Below are 21,156 nucleotides of genomic sequence, written 5' to 3'. Positions count from 1 at the left end.
ACAATGGGAACAAAGTTGGGATTCTATTATGGAAAATCGTGAAGTTGGAACTGTTAAATGGTTTCATAATGGCAAAGGGTACGGGTTTATCACAAGAGAAGGTGGTGAGGACGTATTTGTACACTATTCAGAGATACAGTCAGACGGATTTAAGAAATTAACCGAAGGTCAAAAAGTTGAATTTACCATTGCCGAAGGAGATAAAGGGCTCCAGGCAAAAGAGGTAATTGAAATCGCTTAAATATGTTGAAAGGCACCAACTCAGGTGCCTTTTCTTTTCATCTCTCCTATCTGAAGTAATGCAATGCAGTGGATCAAAAACATCATCGTTGACCTAATTACAACACTCGTCATTGCACTTGTTGTTTTTTTTGAATCAACACCCGCCTTAACCTACGTAATTTTTATCTACACAGGTTTGATGGTTCTGGCGCGTACGTTCACCCTTTTCAGTGGAAATTTCAGGGCTATCACTAAAAAACAGGTATCTGAAGTACCGGTATGGATTTACCATCTTCTCTATCTGTTGAATGTTCTATTTCTTGGAGTTGGAGCGTTTTACATTACCGCTGCCGGATGGGTCTATATCTGGGGAGTTGCGGCCTACGTTCATAAACAGCAATCATAATTGTCCGGCCTATGGAGCTTCTATTCAAATTCCGGACGTTACCGGTCGTTGCACTAATACTGCTGTTGCCATTTTCCAAAGGGGCAGCTCAACAACCCGACCTCACCGAAACCTCCTCCTTTAACCCGTCATTTACCATTTCAGGATCTTTCGCACCGTACTCATTCAGAGCCTGGGGAAAGGTTAAAAACAGTCAGCAGCTGTTTCTAAAGGTCGGTTACAGCTATACTGAACTCGACCTGCTCTCATTTCGAACTCAACTCGGTTCAGAACTGATTGTAAGCGGTATTGTAAATTATCCGCTCGATGGAAACGGCGGTGAAAGAAACACGCTTTATGGTTTTGGTTTTCTACCCCTGATAGCAAATATGCCTCTCAACCAAAACCTGAACCACCCTTTTGTAACCAGCTCTGCAGGCTTCATCGTTACGAACAGTCAATTTCCGAACATTAACGGTGCTCGTCTAAATTTTATGCTTGGATTGGGAGCGGGATATCAATTTACAACCGACAGTAATAACTCTTTCCAGGTTGGATGGAAACTTTCTCACATGTCAAACGCATTTATTGCTCCTGAAAATCCCGGAATTGACTCCATTATGCTTTTTGTGAACTTTCTTTTGTAAGTTCCGCACTCTTTTGAAAACGCCTGAGCGCTGACTCCCCAATTGCATGAGTATTCATTTTTATAAAACCCTTAAAGGCACTCAAAATTTCCGGCACCTTGCTAAAAAGGAGCTCTACACAGCACTCCCTGAAGATTGGTGCCTGGCCGTATCAGATGTACGGGATTCAACCAATCAAATCAAAGAGGGACGTTTCCGGGATGTGAACCTTGTGGGGGCGACGATTATTGCTGCCATTGCCAATCGATTCAACGAAACTGAACTACCATTCTCATTTGGCGGAGATGGCTCTGTCATTGCATTTCCAATGAAGTTCATGGAGGAGGCCGAGAAAATTGTTCAGGGGTGTAGAAATCTGGCTGCAGACAGATTTAATCTGAACCTTGTGGCTGGAATTGTACCCGTTTCTGAACTATACGAAAATGGTTATCAAATTTTGGTTGCAAAATTTCAAACGTCCGACCTGGTTAATCAGGCCGCATTTATGGGAGATGGGGTTTTGGTTGCCGAAGAGTGGGTAAAAGAGCGATCAGAACAGAGTCCGGTAAACGGAAAATACAACCACCGTGTGGACCTTTCCGGACTTGAGTGCCGATGGAATCCATTTCCCGCTGATGAAATTGCTATCTCTCTTATAATCGATGTAGTTGAACCTTCATTAAACGGGCGGTTACAGATCTATGATGATGTACTTAACCGCATTTATCAAATATTTGATGGCGAACCTGCCAAACCGGTTCAGCAAAGAGATATGAAACTGAGTTTTAGATTGAGTCACCTGCTTTCAGAAACAAACCTACGAAGTGACACAAAATGACTGAGTCGTTTTTTCTATTTCACCAACCTTCTGATTCTGCAGCTTACCGGTAAAGTTTTTATGAACCGCGGAGTAGCAACCAATAAAACAGATTGGGGAGATTATAAACCCGATTTTGTTAAAAATTCTGACTATAGAAAATTCAGCCAGAGTTTGAAAATGATTATTACTGGAAATCGCAAAATGAAAGAAGAGCTCAAAGAGTTTCTCGAGGAGTACTTCAGAGCTGGGAAACTGGTATATGGCCTCTATGAAACAACCTCAACGGTTACTACGTGCTACGTAAAGGAGTACCAGGGGAAACACATCCACTTTATTGATGGAACCGGGGGCGGCTACACCAAAGCGTCCATAGATTTCAAGAGACGTCTGTCTGAGGTAGAAAGTTTTGCAGAGTCTGTCAGTTAACGGAAGATTCGAATTCGTGCCTATCATTAAGAACGATTCCGGGTTTTCATGCGTTACGAAATCATGAAATTGCAAAAAATATTCTTGATTCTGATTTTAATTTCGGTTTCTGTTTCCTGTACATCAGAGGGACAATCCGAGACGCCCCCAATACAGGTGACTGCCGGACTCCACAGCCATATTGAACATCTCACATATACGATTGCTATGTCCGACACATCAAATAATGAAAGGATTACCCGCAGCGAAGAGGAGTGGAAAGAGCTGCTGAGTTCATCCGAATATCGTGTACTTCGAAATAAAGGTACCGAAATGCCATGGGTGAATGAGTATAACAGCTTATATGATGAAGGGGTGTATGTTTGTAAAGGATGTGGACAGCCTCTCTACAGCTCGGAGACGAAGTACAACAGCCGCAGCGGCTGGCCAAGCTACTGGGCACCCATTGACGAGGCTGCCGTTGAGGAGAGAGAAGACAACAGCATGTTTATGACACGAACTGAAATTATCTGCAGCCGGTGTGAATCACACCTCGGTCACGTTTTTGACGACGGTCCGGAACCGACCGGATTGCGATATTGTATGAACTCGGCCGCACTACATTTCCTGCCCAAGGATAATGATGAGAGTTGAACCTTCTGGCTGAATGTAACCAATAAATTTCTTTCCCGTATATTGGCAGTGAAAATAAATTTTTGAGCTATTCCTTATTCATTCCTAAGCTCATACTAATTTACAAGCCAATCAATTATGTCAACTACGGGGACTTCAAGAAAAGCGACCACGCTTCAAAAAGCAGAATTTGACCCAATTCTAAAGAAATACGTTTACTATGGAACGGCTGTGGCTCTGTTCTTCTCTATTGTCGGGATTGTTGTTCTCCCCTTTTGGCTTCTACTGGGTAAACTCTACATCAACCGGTACTTTGATAACTTGTTTTGTGAGTTGACGACCCGGGCTCTCCATTTTAAAAAAGGGATCTGGTTTCAAACCGAACGCACTATTCCTTTAGATAAAATACAGGACCTCACATTTCACGAGGGACCGGTTTTGAGGTGGATGGGGTTGAGTAAACTGATGATTGAAACAGCCGGTCAAAGCGCTCAGGGTATGTCTGATATGTCGTTGACAGGGATTGTGAACGCACGTCAATTCAGAGAGCGGGTACTGGAGCAGCGTGATGAGATCACGGACCGAAGCTCATACAGTAAGGCATCCACAAGCCCCGATAACGCAAGCGAGAACCTCGCCCCTATTCTTCAGGAAATTCACAAAACCCTGAAGAGCATCGATCAAAAACTGGATAGAAAAAAGTAGATATTTCACTTTACGAAATGCATCTTCACCCGATCTCTCTAATGGACCGGGTAGATATCCATATCGGGACTCGATCAATTCAATATCGTTTTCTCTGCAATTTTCCGGTTATAGAACTTGAACAGCCCAATAGCAATGGCAAACTGTACAAATACGGTTGCCACAGAAAACGGGTCGAGCGGATTATACCAGGTATCCGGTGCAAAGCTTGTGGCACTCAGATAGATCCACCATGTAAGCAGACTAATCACCTCCACCGGAATCACATATTTGATGATAAAGGTCCACCACTTACCAAGCTGAAAACGACTGTGTTCGTTATTTACCAGCGTGGTTCGGAATCGGTCAGCGCCAAACTTAACCACCGCAAAGGAGATCAACCCGCCGGAAGCCAGCAGACCTACACCCCATACAAAGTCCTGATTGGCGAAGAAATCCAATGAGATTGCAGACGGCAGCCCGAATAAAAATCCGGCAGTACATACCGCAACAGTTGCCTTGGTACGTGTAACGCCCATATCAATAAACACCTTCGTAGCCAGCTCAATCATAGAGATCAGCGAGCTGAAAGCCGCAAATGTAAGCCCCAGAAAGAACAGAATGGCGAAAATCTTACCGCCTGCCATCACATCAAACAGTTGTGGCATCCACATGAAGGTAAGTCCCGTGGAAGCCGGGCCTGAATCGCGCATTATGGAAAGCACTTCCCCGTCACTCATATCGGCACCCAGTGTTCCAAACACCGTTGAAAAGATGATTACCGCAGCCATCAATGAGACAAGGTTATTTCCAATACCGGTCTGAAATGCACTGATTGTTATATCGTCCCGAGTGCGCATATAGGCGCCATAAGTGAGGATTAATCCCCAGGCGGCCCCTGTATCCCAGGCATTCTGGGTGAGGGCCTCCAGCCAAAGTCGTGGCTCTTTCAGTGTTGCCCAATCCGGGGTGAACAGGTAGGAAACTCCGGCTCCGCTCCCCTCCAGAGTAAGTGCACGAAAAAGGGAGACCACAAGCACGAGCAGAAGTGAGGGAATCAGAATTTTATTCATCCGTTCAATGCTCTTCACGCCTTTCAGAATCACGAGGCCTCCCAGTATGATCATGATTGCATGAAAAATGGATGGCATCGCTGACGATTGAAATCCTTCCCAAACCATGCTCGCCTGCTCAACATTTTGCGGAAGCGGGGCTATGATAGACTCAACAAAGTAGTAGAGCGACCACCCGGCAACCACACTGTAGTAAAACATAATGGCGGTAGCCACAAAACCGACAAAGGCGCCCATCCATGCAAATTTCTCCCCGGCCATCTTTATGTAGGAGCCAATGACACCTTTACGTCCGTTTCGACCTATGCCATATTCGGCAATAATCAGCGGAACAGACCAAATGAGCAGAAACGTAACCCATGCAATCAAAAATGCACCGGCACCGGCCTCTCCTCCATTTTCTGCCGCAATTCTGGGAAACCTCCAGATATTTCCTGTTCCAACTGCAATTCCCAATACACTTAAAATGAGCCCCCATTTGGTGGTAAACCGTTCTTTACCGGCACCTTTGTCAGCCATTCTGCGAGATTTTATTTATCAATCTATTTTACACGACTGTTGATAACCATTTTTGAACTCTATGGCAAGAGCCATTTTAGAATGAACCCGAACAAGTTTATCTGAAACCCTTTTTGATTGTGCATTCAGACTGTGATTCGGTATATTTTTGACTTTCGCGGATCTGATTTGTGACGCAACAAGAAGTTCAGTACTCCGTTCTGTAAAACCTCAGTTTATTTATGTTAAACAACTGACAGCAATAACCCGTAATTGTAAACTTACACATGGATTTATCATCAATTTTTGCTGAGCATCGAACCAGAAACCGGTTTTTTGCCTTCATCAGTTTTTTATACGCCTTTATCATCTATTCGCTATCAGTTGCACCAACCATATCATTCTGGGATCCGGCTGAATATATCGCCATCTCTCACACGCTTCAGATTGCTCACCCGCCGGGCTCTCCTTTCTTCGCAATCGTGGGGAGATTTGTTTCGATGTTTATGCCGGCAGAGTATGTGGCGCTCAGCATCAACATGATCAGCGTCACGGCCTCGGCATTTACCATTATGCTGCTCTACCTGATCGTCGTCCGCCTTATCGAAGAGTGGCGGGGTTCAGCCGATCAGATGGACTTGATGGATCAGTTTGGAACTTACGGCGGTGCACTCTTTGCCGCATTTACATTTACCGTTACTCACACTCAGTGGTTTAATGCCGTAGAGGCCGAGATGTACGCCTCATCCATGTTTCTAACTGCATTGGTTGTGTGGATGGCACTTCGATGGTCAGCACAGCATGATCAACCCTACTCTGAGCGCTGGCTGCTGCTCATCGCCTATATTTTTGGCATCGGAATTGGGGTTCACCTTCTCAACCTGCTGGCGCTTTTCTTTGTAGCCCTCATATTCTATTTTAAAAAGTATCAATTCTCACCGCTCTCCTTTTTAGCCATGATGGGAGTTTCCGTTGCAGGTTTTCTGGCCATTTACCCGGTCACCATTATTCATATTCCGAACATTGCCGGCAGAATTGGAAGTATGACCTACGGGCTCATCGGTCCGCTAACCTTTATTATACTGATTGTAGCTATCGTTACTTTTGGCATCTACTACACACAGAAAAAGGGAATGCGTGTTGCAAACATGATTCTGCTGGGTTACGCGATGATTTTGATCGGCTATTCAAGTTACGCGCTGATTATGATCCGGTCTGATGCCGAACCGCCAATCGATCAGAATGATCCCTCAGAGGTTGCCGCCTTTGTGAACTACCTGAGCCGTGATCAGTATGGAACATCTCCACTTTTGAAGGGCAATACGTACGATAACCGTACCGGAAATATCGACCGTACTGCTGAGAAACTGTTTCCGCGACGGCACTCCTCTCAGCCGCACCACATGGAGTATTATGCAAACTTTGATTCAGACTGGTCCTATTTCTGGCAGTATCAGGTAAATCATATGTATCTGCGCTACCTGAACTGGAATTTCATCGGGCGGGAAGCCGATATTCAAGACACAGGCTGGTATTCCGGGTTTTCAGATACCCGACATAAAAACAATCCCGCCAACACACCCTATTTCTATCTGCCGTTTCTGTTCGGGCTTTTTGGTTTGCTTTATCACTTCAAGAACGACTGGAGGCGTGCGCTCTCAGTTACTGCTCTATTTTTACTAACAGGCCTTGCCATCATCTTCTATCTGAACCAGACGCCGGCCGAACCGCGCGAACGGGACTACGCCTATGTGGGCTCCTTCTTTGCGTATGCAATTTGGGTTGGCATCGGGCTGACCGGAATTATGGAGCTCATCAAGCAGTTTGTCGGAAACAATAAAGCGGTCTCATATGGAGTTTTAGCCGTTACCTTTGCGGCTGTTCCGCTCTGGATGCTCTACCAAAACTGGGAGAGTCATGACCGAAGCGATATGTACGTACCGCGCGATTACGCCTATAACCTGCTAAATTCTGTGGAACGGAATGCCATACTCTTTACTAATGGCGATAATGACACGTTCCCGCTCTGGTACCTTCAGGAGGTTGAGGGTATCCGGACAGATGTTCGGGTTGTGAACCTGAGTTTGCTGAATACCGATTGGTACATAAAGCAGCTGCGCGATCGCACCACTCACGAGTCACTCCCGCTGCCGATCAGTTTGAGTGACGAGGAAATTCAGCAAATGACCGGTCAGCTTGAACTGCACAATCCCGGGGATATCGTTATACCGGTTGATAAGGAACTCCTCTCCTCTGTTTTTGATGCGGACGAAAATATGATTGAGCAGAATCCGGAGGCAGTTGTTCAAACCGCATCTACAAACATTGCCGCGACTGAACTCCTATTCAACCAGGTAAGAATGGCCACCCCATTTTCGGAACCGGTTGCAGTTCTGGATGATGAAGTTCGATTCTACCTCGAGGGACGACCTGCAGGAAGGGATAACCAGGGGAACATGAGGTACTACCTGCAAACTCAGGATCGGATGATACTCGAAATTCTACAGCAGAATCAATGGCTAAGACCGGTCTATTTTGCCAATACAGTTTCCCGATCGGGTCTTTTAAATATGGAGCCCTATTTCCAGTTTGAAGGAAAGGCCTTCCGTGTGGTGCCCATCCGCCGAAATGTTGGCCCGTTTGGTCATGTGGATCCCGACGTGCACGCCTCAAGGCTTGAGTCATTTCAGTTCAACAACTGGAACTCTCCGACGGTCTATTTCGACCAGAACGTGCGACGTATGCTTGGTAACTACCGCTACGGTTTCACTCAGCTTGCCGATGCTTACATGGAGCGCGGTGAGAGAGAACAGGCTGCGTACTGGCTCAAATATGGCGAAGATATGATCCCGTTCAGAGAAATTGAGAACGATTGGACCATTGCCGCTCTCTATGCCTTCCGTTACATGCGGGTGGAAGAGAATGAGCGTGCAAACAATCTGTCCGATTTCATTCGCGAACAGTTGATGCACGAGCTTCGCTACGATATGCGGGCACTGGATCGGGCAGAAATCAGGATGCAAAATCTGGATGAAGAGATCCGTCGGGCACGGGCTCAGGCCAATACTGGAAAAGCTCAAAGCCTGAATCGCGAACGTCAACGACTCTCCCGCCAGCGAGACAATGTGATCGACGACGTAAGCTTTACAGTCAGTCGTTTAACCATCATTCAAAATATTTTCTACGAAACCGGCGAGATTGAAAAAGCCGAAACGTTAACCATTGAAGTGAATGGAATGACGGAAGGCCGGCTGCCACTGCCTGAATCGATTGAGGAGAGCAGGGAGCAAATTGAGAGGTTCGGGCTTGGAGTTTAGCCCGGATCAAACCGGTTATTTAATCTTAAACTTCGGAATTGTATATTGAAGAAGTTTAACGTCAGATAAAAAGCTATGATTCACGAATTTACCAAAGAGAACATCACAACCATCGGAGAAATCCTGAATGCTGAACCCAAACCTCTGGGTGATGATGTTTTCAGGTTTGAGGTTGTAAACTCAGAAGCAGGAAACAGACTGGCTCTGGAAATTCACTTAGGCCTTGAAGTGGATGACGAGCGCATGAATATGGTTTCTGTTTACTCGGGGAGCACATTTCTACAACTTCATAACTGTACCGCTTTCATTGCCAGCGATATTCTGAAGCAGGTTACATTTTTCGGAAAAAACGGTATCAACACTACCGGACTGATTGTGGAAGAGAGTGCAGGCTGCAGTATGTATGCCAATGTGAATGAGGCCGTCTTGAAGGGTGATTTCACCAAACTGCCTGAAGATCTGATGATGTGTGGTGTAGCCATGTCTCTGACGGATACTGCCGATCTGGATAATTTCTCTTTTGACGATGACGAACTTTCCTGACATCCCGACCGAGCCGAATGATCAATTGATTATCAATAATGAGTCCGGAGAGAGTGTACCGGTTGAGGAGAGCGAGCTACTAAAACTGATTACGATTGTTGAAAAGAGCGAGGATGTTCGCTATAAAGAGATCGAATTGGTTTACGTTGACGAAGAGGAGATCGTTAAAATTAACCACGAATTCCTCGACCGCGATTATATTACCGATATCATCACATTCCGCCATGATGAGAACGATTCTCAAGCCATTGAAGGAACCCTTTACTGCTGTGCTCCCCGTATTGCAGAACAGAGTGCAGAGTTTGATGATAACATGAAAACCGAATTTTTGCGAGTCTTTGTGCACGGATTGATACACCTGGCGGGCCACGATGATCAAACACCAAAAGAGAAACAGCTTATGACGGATCTTGAGGATCAATACCTGGAAGCTTTGAAAAACTCATCGTGAATGCCTCGGCAACCTATACCCTCCTGATTGTTGAATCCCCGGTTATTGCCCGAATCATTCAGCGGTATGCCCCCTCCTCAGTCTATGTAATGTCTACCAGCGGTTACGCCTGGAAACCGGTTTATGACCCCGGCAAACATCAGTTAAAAGCGATTGCAGATCCCGACCAACTCGGATTCCGCAAAGAGTTGAAACAACAGGCAAGCTGGGCCGGAAATGTCATCATCGCTACAGACTCTGATCCATCGGGTGATTTCATCGCATGGTCAGTTTTCAAGTTTCTGAAAGATCCCTCTGTTAAACGATCCTACATTCAACATTTGGGACGAAGAGGAATTGAGAGGCTCATCAGTAAGGCGGAAGTCATACAGCCGGATCATCTGGAACTGAGGTTAAAAAATCGATCTCTTATTCGCCATCAATGGAAATTGGGCGGCCGGCGGCCATCGATGCAGATCGCCGCACTGGCTTCCGTTTTTTCCAGCCATTTCCCATTTCGAAATTTCAAGGACCAATCCGAACGGCGCTGGATCTCAAGCCAGCCCATTCGCTGTAATCCCGATGAATGGATACCGCTAAAGGACTTGGTTGATGAATCGGAATATCACTCCGTCTCTCCCCTTTCTACGTTTGATCTGTTAGAAAAAGCCATTGAGCAGCAACTTTTTAGTTCGCTGGCTAATGCACAAGAATCACTCCAGCAGTTGTTTACACACACCCTCGAACTGAGTGATGAATCCCTTATCAGCTACCCGCGCACCGCTGCCAACTCCTACTTCAGCGAAACCTGGGGTGAACTTCAAAAGCAGTTTTACAGAGTTCAGAAAGATCATGAATTCAAACCGATGTTCATCCGGAATATTGCCGGAAGTGAGGTCGCCCATGAGAGCATCTACCCGCTCAACCTGCCCCACACACCGGAATCCGTATCCGGAGAGCTTCTGAGCACACTGAGGGATCTGTATGCGCTGATCTACCGCCACACGATCAAAGCCATCTCGGTACCTAAAGAGAAGTACAACGCCTACCGAACTCCTTTTCATCCCGATACCAATTTTTACCTTCCTGTTGAGGACTCCGTAGCCCCCTCAACGGAGTTGATGCCGGTCAGAACCATCTCTGAAACAGGGGCTCTTCTCCATCAACTGCAGGTCCAGTCACCCTCCTCATTCGGCAAAAAGATGGATCGCTGGCAAGCTGAGAACTACATCGAAATAGAAAATACTACGGTGAAGCCCGGCAAGTATCTGACCCCTTATCTGAACGACGGCTCCTCATTTGCGAAGGATATCGGTAGATTGAACAGCTTGTCTGCTAATGGCAGCGCAACTGCTGAAACTATCCGTGAGGCTCTCTCGTGAAAGGACTATGCAGACGTCTCCCACGAATAATTAATCATCCATGAACGAAATCAGTAAGAATATTCAGCCTGATGAGGATAGAAAAGGAAAAGATCTAAAATCAATCCTCTCACGCCATTTGACCATTGAGCTGCCGGATTCTGTTCAACATCCGGGATCAGAACCGCCTAAGAAGAGCTCATCCCTGAAGCTTCTGCTGTTCCTCAAGCCTATTCCTTACCTGCTCATCCTCCTTTTTATCTTCTCTTTCTTCTGGGACTTCCCAAATCTACAATTCAGCCTGTTTGGATATGTTTTTCCGCTAAATGGCCTGCTGCGAATTATTAGCGTGAGCGGTATGATCGGGTTTCTGACCAATTGGATTGCTATCACCATGCTCTTTCGACCGCTAAATCGAAGACCGCTGCTTGGCCAAGGCTTGATTCCTGCACAGAAGGATCGTATCGCCTGGAGGCTTTCTACAGCGGTTGCTGAAGACTTGATCAACCCAAAGCTCATCAAATTAAAAATTGAGGAGTCGAAGATCATTCAAACCTATAGAGAGCAGATCCAGAACAGCCTGGTAAGCTCCGTTGGTAAAGAGACATTCCGAGAGGATTTTAAAGAGTGGATAGTGGATTATGTTCACTCTGTGGTTCATGATGATTCGTTCAGGGAGCGGGTCAGTTTCTACCTCTCCAAAGAGATTGAAGCCGGCCTGAAAGAGAAGCCGATTGAGCGAACAGCCCTCAAAACCTACACTCTTTTGAAAGGCCAAACACTTCAACGTTTAATTGAAGAATCGGTTGTGGATCTGCCCATAACGGTAGAGAGAAACTTCGGATTTGTGGATGAATTTTTCGATGAACTTCCGGAGCGTTTGGATGAAGTTTCTGAAGAGCTCGATCGGATCATTACCGATCTGATCTACAAGCTGGTCAACCGGCTCGATATTCAGAAATTTGTGCAAGAAAATTTGAGGAATTATGATGAACAGCGGCTTGAACAGATGATCAAAAATGCAACCAATGAACAGCTCAAAATTATTCAGTATTTAGGAGCTGTTTTAGGGCTCATTGGGGGCTTTGTGATATGGGAACCGGTGCTTAGCCTAACTTTTTTAACCCTATTTGGAGTCACTGTCGTTCTGACAGACCGGGTATTGTATCAGTAGGATGCGCTATTATATTTTTTCTACAATAATTCTATTATTAGGTTGAACTGCATAATATTAGAACTATTCATCTATAATTTTTACACAACCTGATCTGCGAATGGGATTTCTATTAAACCGGGCTTGGTTGCATTCATCCGGGTTCGTTACCTAAATAATTTAGGCTTTCAGGATTTTTGTAATATTCCCGCTCTTTATGATGAATATTTAAAGCCAAACCCCCATTATTTGCTGACCATTTTCTACAAGAAAAAAGGGGAACCGGCCGATGCCGACTCCCCTTTGATTTTGGGAAAATTTTATGAGTAACTATACCGTAAAAACAGTAACTGACTTCACTGTTTACTCTACAATTTTCTTCACAAAATTGGGCAGTGCAAACGCACCAACGTGAACCTCTTCGTTGTAGTAGCTGAGCGACTTTAATAGCTCCGGATTGGATCGGATTCTTTTCGTCACTTCAGAGCTCAGCGGGTCCTCCCCTTTGGTGGCGCAAGCCATCGACCACATGCCCGCCGGGTAGAGCGGAATGAAACTGAGGTACATCTTGGAAACGTCGAAAAGTTCATCCAGTGCGGTGAACACTTTTCTCATACTTGGGTAGTACGACTCCACCCAGGGGCTCTCGGTCTGAGCGGTCAGCACTCCGTCATCTGTCAGAGCATCCAGACAGAATTGATAGAAATCTTTTTCAAACAGCCCTTCTGCCGGACCCACCGGATCCGACCCATCAATAATAATTACGTCGTATGGATCCTTTACATTTTTCACGAATGCGATGCCGTCTTCATAGAGAACATTCAGTTTCGGATTCTCAAAATCGCCTACACCGGGAAAATGGAGTTTTGAGGCCTCAACTACCGTTTGGTCGATCTCTACCATGTCTACATGCTCTACGGATCTGTGCTTCAACACCTCGCGCGCTGTACCGCCATCCCCGCCGCCGATGATCAGCACTCTTTTGGGATTTGGATGGGTAAACATCGCTACATGGGAAATCATCTCGTGATAGACGAACTCGTCCCGCTCACTCAGCATCACCATTCCGTCGATGGTCATCAGATTGCCCCAGGTATCGGTCTCATAGACCTCCACCAGCTGATAATCTGATTGTTTTGCAAATAAGAGCTTCTTAAGGCCGATTGTCAGCCCCGTCTGCTCATTGTAGTACTCGTTGTATTGTAAAGGCATTTTATCAAGTTTCAGGTTGCAGGTTTCAAATTGCAGGCTTAAGCAGGAAATATATTTAAAGCGGGGAAACAGGTATCACAGTTTAAATTCTTACTACCTACTACTTAATTCTCAAGACTCACATCTCAAGACTAATTTCTACTTATACCAAAGAACTGCAGCGGCAAAAACCGACCCGCATCGCTCAACTTTGTGTTCAATTCCAAGTGATTTAATCTCTTTGAGTTTACGATTCCGGTATTCAAAACCATCCACAACCATCTGGCGTACAATCTCTTCAACGTTTGTCAGTGGAGCGTGATCTTCAAACTCCATAATCACACCCGGCTCACGGTCATCTTCCGGAATACCCACAGCAATAGCCGCTGAGATCAACTGTCCCGGTGTTGTGCTGTCGATCGTAGCGTAAGCAAGCGGTATTAAACCGCCTTTGGGCAGGGTAATTTCATTGACGTTCACCTGCTCGGCGGCCGGTGGTAAAATACTGCTCATTCGCATCAGGTTGGTATCACCCACACCCGCGTTCAACAACGCATTATCAAACGCATTCAAACGGGTCCGGCCTTCACTGGCACCTTTTACAAGGGTGTAAATATTTGGAGTTTTTACCATCATAATATTAAAAGTAAATAGTTAAAATTTTGATATTGTTATACTTAAAAACATTTAAAATAGAAGCAACACATCAGACTCGATCGCAGCATCCGAATCGTTCAAGACAGAATTGGTTACCGGGCAAAACGACACTCTCAGAGTATTGAACTCTGTCTTTCACCCCACTGTAAGTGAATCATCTGCTTAATTCGGCTGCAGATTTTGATCCGGCTTGAATAGCAGTTTCTGCCCTTCAGGCATTCTGAACATCCCTCTCTTCATCTCCATACTGGATACATTTTTCGACTCGAAATACTCTTTCAGATGCTCTTGAATCACCCATGGATCAATGGTATCACCGCAGGTAAAGATATCGACGGCCGCATAGTTATATTCAGGCCAGGTATGAATTGCCACGTGCGATTCAGCTATAACAACTACACCGCTAACGCCGTATGGACTGAACTTGTGAAAATTATGGGAGATGATTGTCGCTTTTGATGCTTTTGTAGCCTGTATAAGGGAGTTTTCTATGTAAGAGACGTCGTTTATTTTTGATTCGTCGCAATCGTAAAACTCAACCAGAATTTGTCTTCCAAGTGCTTCCATTTCACCGTGTATTTTAAATTGTTAAAAGCTATGTTTCAGATAAATAGTGTTTGACAAAGTGTCGTTTTTTCCTGTCCATAAGGGTCAGTGGTTTTTTATTCTTTCAGGTTCAATATTTAACCATCAGCAAACAAATAAATTACACATAAAATTCTTATTAATGATAGCCCCCGCAAAAAAAATTAATCAAAAAAAAGCGGTTCAAAACTATAAGGATCTGCTGCTTCCCCGTATGATTGAAGAGCGCATGCTCACGCTTCTTCGTCAGAACAAAATCAGCAAATGGTTCTCCGGAATGGGACAGGAAGCAATTTCCGTTGGCTCAACCCTTAGTCTCAAAAAAGAAGATTACATTCTACCTATGCACCGCAACCTCGGAGTTTTCACGACTCGGGGTGTTCCGCTCTATACCCTCTTTACACAACTATTTGGAAAGCGAGATGGTTTCACCGGGGGACGAGACCGCTCGTTTCACTTCGGTACCACCGAACATCGAATCTTCGGAATGATCTCTCACCTGGCGGCTACCATGCCGGTTGCAGACGGTATTGCTCTGGCTGCAAAACTTCGCGGGAAGGATCAGGTTGCTTTCAGTTTTTGCGGTGATGGAGCAACTAGTGAAGGGGATTTTCATGAGGCACTGAACCTCGCTGCCGTATGGAAACTCCCGGCAATCTTTATGATTGAAAACAACGGATACGGCCTCTCCACTCCTTCCTCTGAGCAGTTTGCCTGCGAACATATCGCGGATCGGGCCGTTGGGTACGGTATGGAGAGCATGATTATTGACGGGAATGACTTTTTTAATGTTCAGGAAGCGGTTACAAAAGCTCGAAAACTTGCTCTGTCCGGCAAACCGGTGCTGATTGAAGCGAAAACTTTCCGCATGCGTGGTCACGAAGAGGCCTCCGGTACGTTCTATGTGCCCGATGAGCTGTTTGAACAGTGGGCTGAAAAAGATCCCATCAAAAGGTATGAAGAGTGGCTGTTAAGTGAAGAGATTCTTACAGAAAAGAAGATGAAGTCCATTCGCGAAGAGATTCAGGGTTCTTTTACGGAAGATCTCGATCGTGCACTTAATGCCGATGATCCACAATTTGATGAGCAAGAGGAGCTGAATCGTGCCGGATTAAAATCTCAGCCTCAAGCTTCAAGCAATGGCCAAAAACATGAATCGTCAGAAAAACGAATTATTGATTCCATTCACCTGGCTCAAAAGCAGGCTTTTACTGAAGATGACTCCTTTGTGATGATGGGACAGGACATCGCCGAATATGGCGGGGTATTCAAGGCTTCGGAAGGATTTGTGAAGCTGTTTGGAAAAGATCGTATCCGAAATACACCCATCATAGAGTCGGGTGCAATCGGTGCAGCGATCGGGCTGGCCGTTGAGGGGTTTAAACCGGTTGTGGAGATGCAGTTCGCCGATTTTATCTCCTGCGGGTATAACCAGATTGTGAATAATCTCTCCAAAGGCCGCTACCGCTGGATGCCCGATCTGAACGTGACGATCCGGGCGCCCCACGGTGGAGGAGTTGGTGCCGGACCCTTCCACTCTCAATGCCCCGAAAACTGGTTCATGCAGCTTCCCGGCGTTCGGGTTCTTGTTCCGTCCAATGTGCAGGATGCACAAAATATGCTATACACGGCTCTTTATGATAACAATCCGGTTCTATTCTTTGAGCACAAAAAACTCTATCGTAGTATTAAAGAGGTCACACCCGATCACTGCACCTTCACCGATCTGGAGAAGGCTTCCATTGTGCGGGAAGGAAAGGATGCCACGATTGTAACTTTCGGGATGGGCGTACATTGGGCTCAAGAGATTGCCGATGAGTATGAAAATAATGGTGTGAAGATTGAAATTGTGGACCTTCGCTCGCTGGCTCCCATAGATTGGGAAACAGTTATTGGCTCCATTGAGAAGACGGGGCGCGTGCTTCTTTTGCAGGAAAATCCGGAAATTCTGGGCCCGATGAGTGAACTTTCAGCCGGCATCACAGAGCGCGGATTTGAACTGCTCGATGCACCGGTCATGAGATGCTCCTCCCTGCACATGCCTATCCCCTTCAGCAAAGAGCTTGAAAAGGGGTATTTGGCTAACCACAGATTGCGTGAACAACTTGAGAAGCTTCTGAACTTTTAAACTACTCACTCGACTGTCGAGTATCTCAGGTAGAATCGAGCGTGCGCAACACATACCTCGGCTTGTAGAAGCAGAATCTAAAGTGAGCATTCGTCGGACGACTGATAGTTTTGGACTCATAGCCTGATCAACTGTAAAGTCGTCAGTCGAGTTTTGACGGGCAAACTAGTCAACAACAGCTGACTCAAGGAGTTTCAAGTATTTCTGATCGGCATCGAAGCGGGCCATAACTCCCTGCGGAATTGTAAAGTTATCAGGATCATGACTGATATCCATTCCCATCACAGCGGGAACACCAAGTGAGCGAATATGCTGCTGCAGGACTTCCTTCAAGGTAAAGTGCGAATTTGAGGGATCCGGACAGTTTGTACAGCCACCGAATATAAACCCTGAAATATTATCCAGTATACCGGCCTGTTTTAGATGAACGATCATGCGATCAATTTTATAAACTGGCTCACCGATGTCTTCAACAAACAGTACCGCACCGTCCGTATTCGGCTGAAAATCGGTACCCAGTGTGGTTGTAAGAATGGAAAGATTCCCGCCGAGCAACCTACCTTCCACAATTCCCGGAAAGATCAGTTCAACATCACTTTCTGAGTGAAATTCACTCCTTTCCCCATCCATCAATACGCTTCTGAAACTGTTTTTGGTCAGATCCGTCCAGTCCGAAGTGCCGTTCGGCCCGTGAAAAGAGATCAAATTTGAGCGATGCAGTAAGGCCATGTGGAGCGTGGTATTATCGCTGAACCCACAATAGACTTTTGGATTCTTTTTAATCATTTCAAAGTCGAGATATGGCAGAATCCGGGCACAGCCCCACCCTCCTCGTACAGCAATAATTCCATCAATTTCAGGATCTGCAAAAAATCGGTTCAGGTCATTTGCCCGCTGACGATCGGTTCCGGAAAGATAGCCAAACCGCTCTTTTACATACTCTCCAAATACAACCTCAAACCCAAACGTTTCCAACTCCTGTTTCATGCGGTCAAATTCAGAATCTTCGTAAACAATACCCGCCGGTGCAGTCAGCGCTACACGATCACCTTCCTTCAATTTGCGGGGTTTAACCAACGAGTCATATTTCTCCTTGCCTGAAGCAGTAAACATGGAAATTCCGGCCATACCCAATCCGGCCGTTCTCAGAAAATCTTTCCGTTTCATTTTAATTCGATATAGAGGTTATTCTTTTGGATGTATGCTTGAACGTCAGCAGGTAGTTTTCTTTTTACTCTGCTGCCGGGTTTACTTCTAATTTCCGTAGATGATATATCTTGGGGTTGATGTTCCACAAAGATTGTTTCTTCCAGAATTTCGGGAGCCACTTCGGAATGATCTGCACCCGGCCGGTCCACAACTATCAATGAACATTCACCGATTATTTCGCGATACTTATACCATTGATGAAAAGTTTGAAGGCTATCCTCTCCAAGGCAGAGATAAAACAGATGATCAGGGTATCTGTTTTTCAAGTGTTCAATCGTCCGAAGCGTGTAGGAGGGCTTAGGCAGTTCCGTCTCAATCTGACTGATCTTTACTCGATTGAGTGAACGAAATGCGAGTTTGAGCATCTCCAGTCGATGCTCGAACCGGTTGAGTACCTGACCGGATTTATGAGGTGGGTCCGGTGTTAAAAGAATCCATACTTCATCGATAAAACCGCTGTTTAAAAAAGATTTGACAGCCTCTACATGTCCGTTGTGAACCGGATCAAAAGATCCCCCGAAAAGTCCAATCCGCTTCACAACAGGTTCTAATTAGTTTTGAGCAACAGGGTCACTTCCGGTAGCTTCACGCAAGCCACTTTGGGCTCTGTCGTAGAGGTTTTCGATACGGCTTCGGTTTTCGCCACGGGGAAAGAGCTGCAAATAGGTTTCATATGATTCCAACGCCATTTCAAAACGCTCTGCCTGTCGATCCGGCACACTGTTTTCTGCATAGAGTATATAAGATTCCATCTGGTCAACAAGCGACCGTTCAGCCCATTGTGTTTCCGGGTAGTTGTCAATCACCACATCAAAATAGACGGCTGCAGCACGGAATTGATTCGTTCGCTTATAAAACTCTCCGGCATTATAGGCTTTCCTTGCAAGCTTACCTCTCAGTTCTGAGATGTACTCTCCGGCTTCATCAGAGTACTCGGAGTTTGGAAACCGAGCCAGGAAGAGACGGAAATTTTCAATAGCCCGATGAGTGTAGGTTTGATCGAGACGATAACGCGGACTCAGGTGATAGAAGCTGAGAGCCCGTTTGAAATCAGCCTCCTCTCTTCGTTCGGAATTTGGATGAAATTGTGCATATCGTTCATACTCGGAAGCTGCAAGAAGATAGCGTCTGTTATTAAAATAGCTCTCTGCCAGGTAATATTGTGCGTTCTGCCCGATATCGGTTCCCCGGCCAATGGAAATTACCGTTTCAAAAGCTCGGGCTGCCTCGCTGTAGTTTTCCTGCTCAAACTGGTTCAACGCCTTTTCGTAGGCAACTTCAAGAGAGTCGCCCGGGCGAATAAGTTCATTGCTTCGGCAAGATGCAAATAATAGTGCGGCTGTAGTAAGTAAAAGGAGTGTACGCATGAAGTTAACTTTCACGATTTTTCAAAAATTTAATCAACTGTTGAAGATCTTGTTTAAAGTTGGATTCCCCAAATTGTTCAAGCTCTTTTTCTGCACGGCTGTAGGCGTTCAAAAAGTGATTGCGGGTGTCGGTTATCACACCGTAGGTTTCAAACAGACTGATCACCTCATCCACCTGATTACTGCTAAGCGGCTTGGCTTTCATCCATCCCAAAACCATTTCCCGTTCATCTCTGGTGCACCGTTCTAACGCGGTCAGCATCAAAAATGTTTTCTTCCCTTCGTAAATATCACCGGCTTTCCTTTTTCCAAAAGCTTCCGGATCGGCAACCACATCGAGCCAGTCATCCTGAATCTGAAATGCAAGACCAAGAGATTCTCCGATAACAGAGAGTTTGTGAAGCTGTTCCTCTGAGGCACCGCCGCATAAGCCCCCCATCTGCATCGCAGCACTTATGAGGGCACCGGTTTTTCCACCAATCATCTGATGATACTCCCCAACCGTAACATCCGAGCGGTTTTCAAATTCCATATCCAGCGCCTGTCCCTCACAAACAGTATTCACAGAGTTGAGAAAAATATAACTCACTCTTTTATGATCAATTTCACCGGGTAGGTTTTGCAGCTGCAGCATAGAGTAGGTAAACATACTGTCTCCGGCTAAAATTGCCGTTGCAATATCCCATTTTTTGTGAATAGAAGGCTCACCGCGTCGGCTGTCGGCCTGGTCCATTATATCGTCATGTATCAGGGTAAAATTATGGAGCAGTTCAACGGCCAGGGCGGCCGGCATTGCTCGTTCCGTATCGGAACCGCATAAGCCGCAGCTGATCAGCGTAAGAGCAGGTCGAATTCTTTTCCCCCCGTTTCGGAGAATATATCTCTGTGGCTCGTAGAGTGTTTCCGGTTTTTCAGGAAAGTTCAGGTTCTGCAGTTTCTCTTCAAAAAATGCAGCGTACGATTGTAGAAAATCCAATGGGTCTGATTAGGTCCGTTTTATTAAGGTGCAAAATATACAAAATGCACAACTCAAAATTTAACGTTTTCAACCTATTTTGCAGATCTACCTTCCCTGTTCAGCCATTTTCATTTTAAATAATGCATGGAGCTGGTGAGTAATTCGATACTTTTTTGTCCGCACATTCGATTCCGACAATTCAAAATAACCGCTGGCCTCTTTGGTCGTTGCATCGGGGTGATTGATGAAGTAGAGAATAAACATCTGCGAATCATCATCCAGCTCTTCTATGCATTCAAACAGTAACTCCATTCTCTCACGATCAATTAATCGATCTACCTGCTCCGCCGGTTCTGAAACAGACGAAGTTACATATTCATTATTAACCAGTCTTCCGTTTTTCCGGTACTGATTAAAAAATTCATTCCTTGCCGTCATCATCATGTAGGAGAGCAGGGATTTTGGATCATTCAGTTTATCCTCTACAATTCTCTCATAGACGTTAAGAAACGCCTGCTGAACACACTCCCTGGCCACATCTTCGGTTGCGGCTACCGTTACCCGAAGGTATTCCACCAGCTTAGGGATCATCTCTTTTACCAACTCATTGGTTTTTCTGACATTCTCCTGCTGAATGAAATCAACAAGTGCTGAATAATCTACTCTTCGTTTTGCTTTAACATTCATGTCTACCCTGATTTTAAACAACGAATCATTACTTTTGGATTGAGGAGCTCAATCCTGCGGGTGGATTGAACTACATAGTAATAATATTAGAAAATTTTAATATCTAAAATTAATGTTACATTAGATTTTGTCAGTACTGTGTGTGCAGTCTTTAAATGTCTGCTACTCCATGAGTTACAGAGAGAGTTTATTTTTCAATAATTTACATTTAACTAAAAAGTGCT

General features: G+C 45.4%; 20 protein-coding genes and 1 pseudogene. 12 read left to right on the top strand and 9 right to left on the bottom strand.

Going from position 1 to position 21,156, the window contains the following annotated elements:
* Positions 1–28: 28 nt before the first annotated feature.
* From BG260_RS08900 to BG260_RS08870, 6 genes and pseudogenes are all read left to right on the top strand, one after another.
* The gene (locus BG260_RS08900) at positions 29–241 is read left to right on the top strand and encodes a cold-shock protein (protein WP_069131816.1); all 213 of its coding nucleotides are present in this window, start codon (positions 29–31) and stop codon (positions 239–241) included.
* Between the two features lie 63 nt (positions 242–304).
* Entirely contained in the window at positions 305–628 is a 324-nt protein-coding gene (locus BG260_RS08895; RefSeq protein WP_069131813.1) for a hypothetical protein, read from the top strand.
* A gap of 11 nt (positions 629–639) precedes the next feature.
* The gene (locus BG260_RS08890; RefSeq protein WP_069131812.1) at positions 640–1,254 is read left to right on the top strand and encodes an acyloxyacyl hydrolase; all 615 of its coding nucleotides are present in this window, start codon (positions 640–642) and stop codon (positions 1,252–1,254) included.
* A 46-nt stretch (positions 1,255–1,300) separates the two neighbouring features.
* A pseudogene (locus tag BG260_RS08885) lies at positions 1,301–2,479 on the top strand (DUF3095 family protein).
* Between the two features lie 84 nt (positions 2,480–2,563).
* The gene (gene msrB, locus BG260_RS08875; protein ID WP_245683933.1) at positions 2,564–3,112 is read left to right on the top strand and encodes a peptide-methionine (R)-S-oxide reductase MsrB; all 549 of its coding nucleotides are present in this window, start codon (positions 2,564–2,566) and stop codon (positions 3,110–3,112) included.
* A 117-nt stretch (positions 3,113–3,229) separates the two neighbouring features.
* A complete protein-coding gene (locus BG260_RS08870) occupies positions 3,230–3,796 on the top strand; it encodes a PH domain-containing protein (RefSeq protein WP_069131805.1) in 567 nt (188 codons plus the stop codon).
* A 74-nt stretch (positions 3,797–3,870) separates the two neighbouring features.
* Here BG260_RS08870 and BG260_RS08865 read toward each other — a convergent pair whose 3' ends face one another.
* A complete protein-coding gene (locus BG260_RS08865) occupies positions 3,871–5,367 on the bottom strand; it encodes a sodium-dependent transporter (protein ID WP_069131803.1) in 1,497 nt (498 codons plus the stop codon).
* Positions 5,368–5,633: 266 nt separating this feature from the next.
* Here BG260_RS08865 and BG260_RS08860 point away from each other — a divergent pair, with 266 nt between their 5' ends.
* The 5 genes from BG260_RS08860 to BG260_RS08840 all read left to right on the top strand — a co-directional run bounded on the left by BG260_RS08860 (position 5,634) and on the right by BG260_RS08840 (position 12,171).
* Positions 5,634–8,663, top strand: coding sequence for a glycosyltransferase family 117 protein (locus BG260_RS08860; RefSeq protein ID WP_245683932.1), 3,030 nt, complete (start codon positions 5,634–5,636; stop codon positions 8,661–8,663).
* Positions 8,664–8,738: 75 nt separating this feature from the next.
* Positions 8,739–9,206: a hypothetical protein gene (locus BG260_RS08855; protein WP_069131802.1), complete on the top strand. Its 468-nt coding sequence runs from the start codon at positions 8,739–8,741 to the stop codon at positions 9,204–9,206.
* Positions 9,190–9,657, top strand: a complete 468-nt coding sequence (ybeY, locus tag BG260_RS08850) for an rRNA maturation RNase YbeY (RefSeq protein WP_083750212.1) — start codon at positions 9,190–9,192, stop codon at positions 9,655–9,657. Before BG260_RS08855 ends, ybeY begins: the two co-directional genes overlap by 17 nt.
* Positions 9,654–11,018: a DNA topoisomerase gene (locus BG260_RS08845; protein WP_069131800.1), complete on the top strand. Its 1,365-nt coding sequence runs from the start codon at positions 9,654–9,656 to the stop codon at positions 11,016–11,018. Before ybeY ends, BG260_RS08845 begins: the two co-directional genes overlap by 4 nt.
* 40 nt (positions 11,019–11,058) lie before the next feature.
* Positions 11,059–12,171, top strand: coding sequence for a DUF445 domain-containing protein (locus BG260_RS08840; RefSeq protein WP_069131797.1), 1,113 nt, complete (start codon positions 11,059–11,061; stop codon positions 12,169–12,171).
* A 342-nt stretch (positions 12,172–12,513) separates the two neighbouring features.
* Here BG260_RS08840 and speE read toward each other — a convergent pair whose 3' ends face one another.
* The 3 genes from speE to speD form a co-directional block, all read right to left on the bottom strand.
* On the bottom strand, positions 12,514–13,362 hold the full coding sequence (speE, locus tag BG260_RS08830; RefSeq protein ID WP_069131794.1) for a polyamine aminopropyltransferase: 849 nt from the start codon (positions 13,360–13,362) through the stop codon (positions 12,514–12,516).
* Between the two features lie 138 nt (positions 13,363–13,500).
* Positions 13,501–13,974: a pyruvoyl-dependent arginine decarboxylase gene (locus tag BG260_RS08825; RefSeq protein ID WP_069131851.1), complete on the bottom strand. Its 474-nt coding sequence runs from the start codon at positions 13,972–13,974 to the stop codon at positions 13,501–13,503.
* A gap of 186 nt (positions 13,975–14,160) precedes the next feature.
* Positions 14,161–14,565: an adenosylmethionine decarboxylase gene (gene speD, locus BG260_RS08820; protein WP_069131792.1), complete on the bottom strand. Its 405-nt coding sequence runs from the start codon at positions 14,563–14,565 to the stop codon at positions 14,161–14,163.
* 160 nt (positions 14,566–14,725) lie between these two features.
* On the opposite strand from speD, the gene BG260_RS08815 reads away from it, so the two are divergent.
* Positions 14,726–16,711, top strand: a complete 1,986-nt coding sequence (locus tag BG260_RS08815) for an alpha-ketoacid dehydrogenase subunit alpha/beta (protein WP_069131790.1) — start codon at positions 14,726–14,728, stop codon at positions 16,709–16,711.
* A gap of 165 nt (positions 16,712–16,876) precedes the next feature.
* Here BG260_RS08815 and BG260_RS08810 read toward each other — a convergent pair whose 3' ends face one another.
* From BG260_RS08810 to BG260_RS08790, 5 genes are all read right to left on the bottom strand, one after another.
* Positions 16,877–17,878, bottom strand: coding sequence for a S66 peptidase family protein (locus BG260_RS08810; RefSeq protein ID WP_069131788.1), 1,002 nt, complete (start codon positions 17,876–17,878; stop codon positions 16,877–16,879).
* Complete coding sequence (nadD, locus tag BG260_RS08805; protein WP_069131786.1) at positions 17,875–18,459, bottom strand: nicotinate (nicotinamide) nucleotide adenylyltransferase; 585 nt, start codon at positions 18,457–18,459, stop codon at positions 17,875–17,877. Before nadD ends, BG260_RS08810 begins: the two co-directional genes overlap by 4 nt.
* A gap of 12 nt (positions 18,460–18,471) precedes the next feature.
* Positions 18,472–19,287: an outer membrane protein assembly factor BamD gene (locus BG260_RS08800; RefSeq protein ID WP_083750210.1), complete on the bottom strand. Its 816-nt coding sequence runs from the start codon at positions 19,285–19,287 to the stop codon at positions 18,472–18,474.
* A 4-nt stretch (positions 19,288–19,291) separates the two neighbouring features.
* Entirely contained in the window at positions 19,292–20,263 is a 972-nt protein-coding gene (locus BG260_RS08795) for a polyprenyl synthetase family protein (protein ID WP_069131782.1), read from the bottom strand.
* Between the two features lie 87 nt (positions 20,264–20,350).
* A complete protein-coding gene (locus BG260_RS08790; protein ID WP_069131780.1) occupies positions 20,351–20,932 on the bottom strand; it encodes an RNA polymerase sigma factor in 582 nt (193 codons plus the stop codon).
* Positions 20,933–21,156 lie beyond the last annotated feature (224 nt).

This window comes from Rhodohalobacter halophilus, from assembly GCF_001715195.1.
Classification (GTDB): domain Bacteria; phylum Bacteroidota; class Rhodothermia; order Balneolales; family Balneolaceae; genus Rhodohalobacter; species Rhodohalobacter halophilus.
This window is presented reverse-complemented; position numbering and strand designations above follow the sequence as displayed.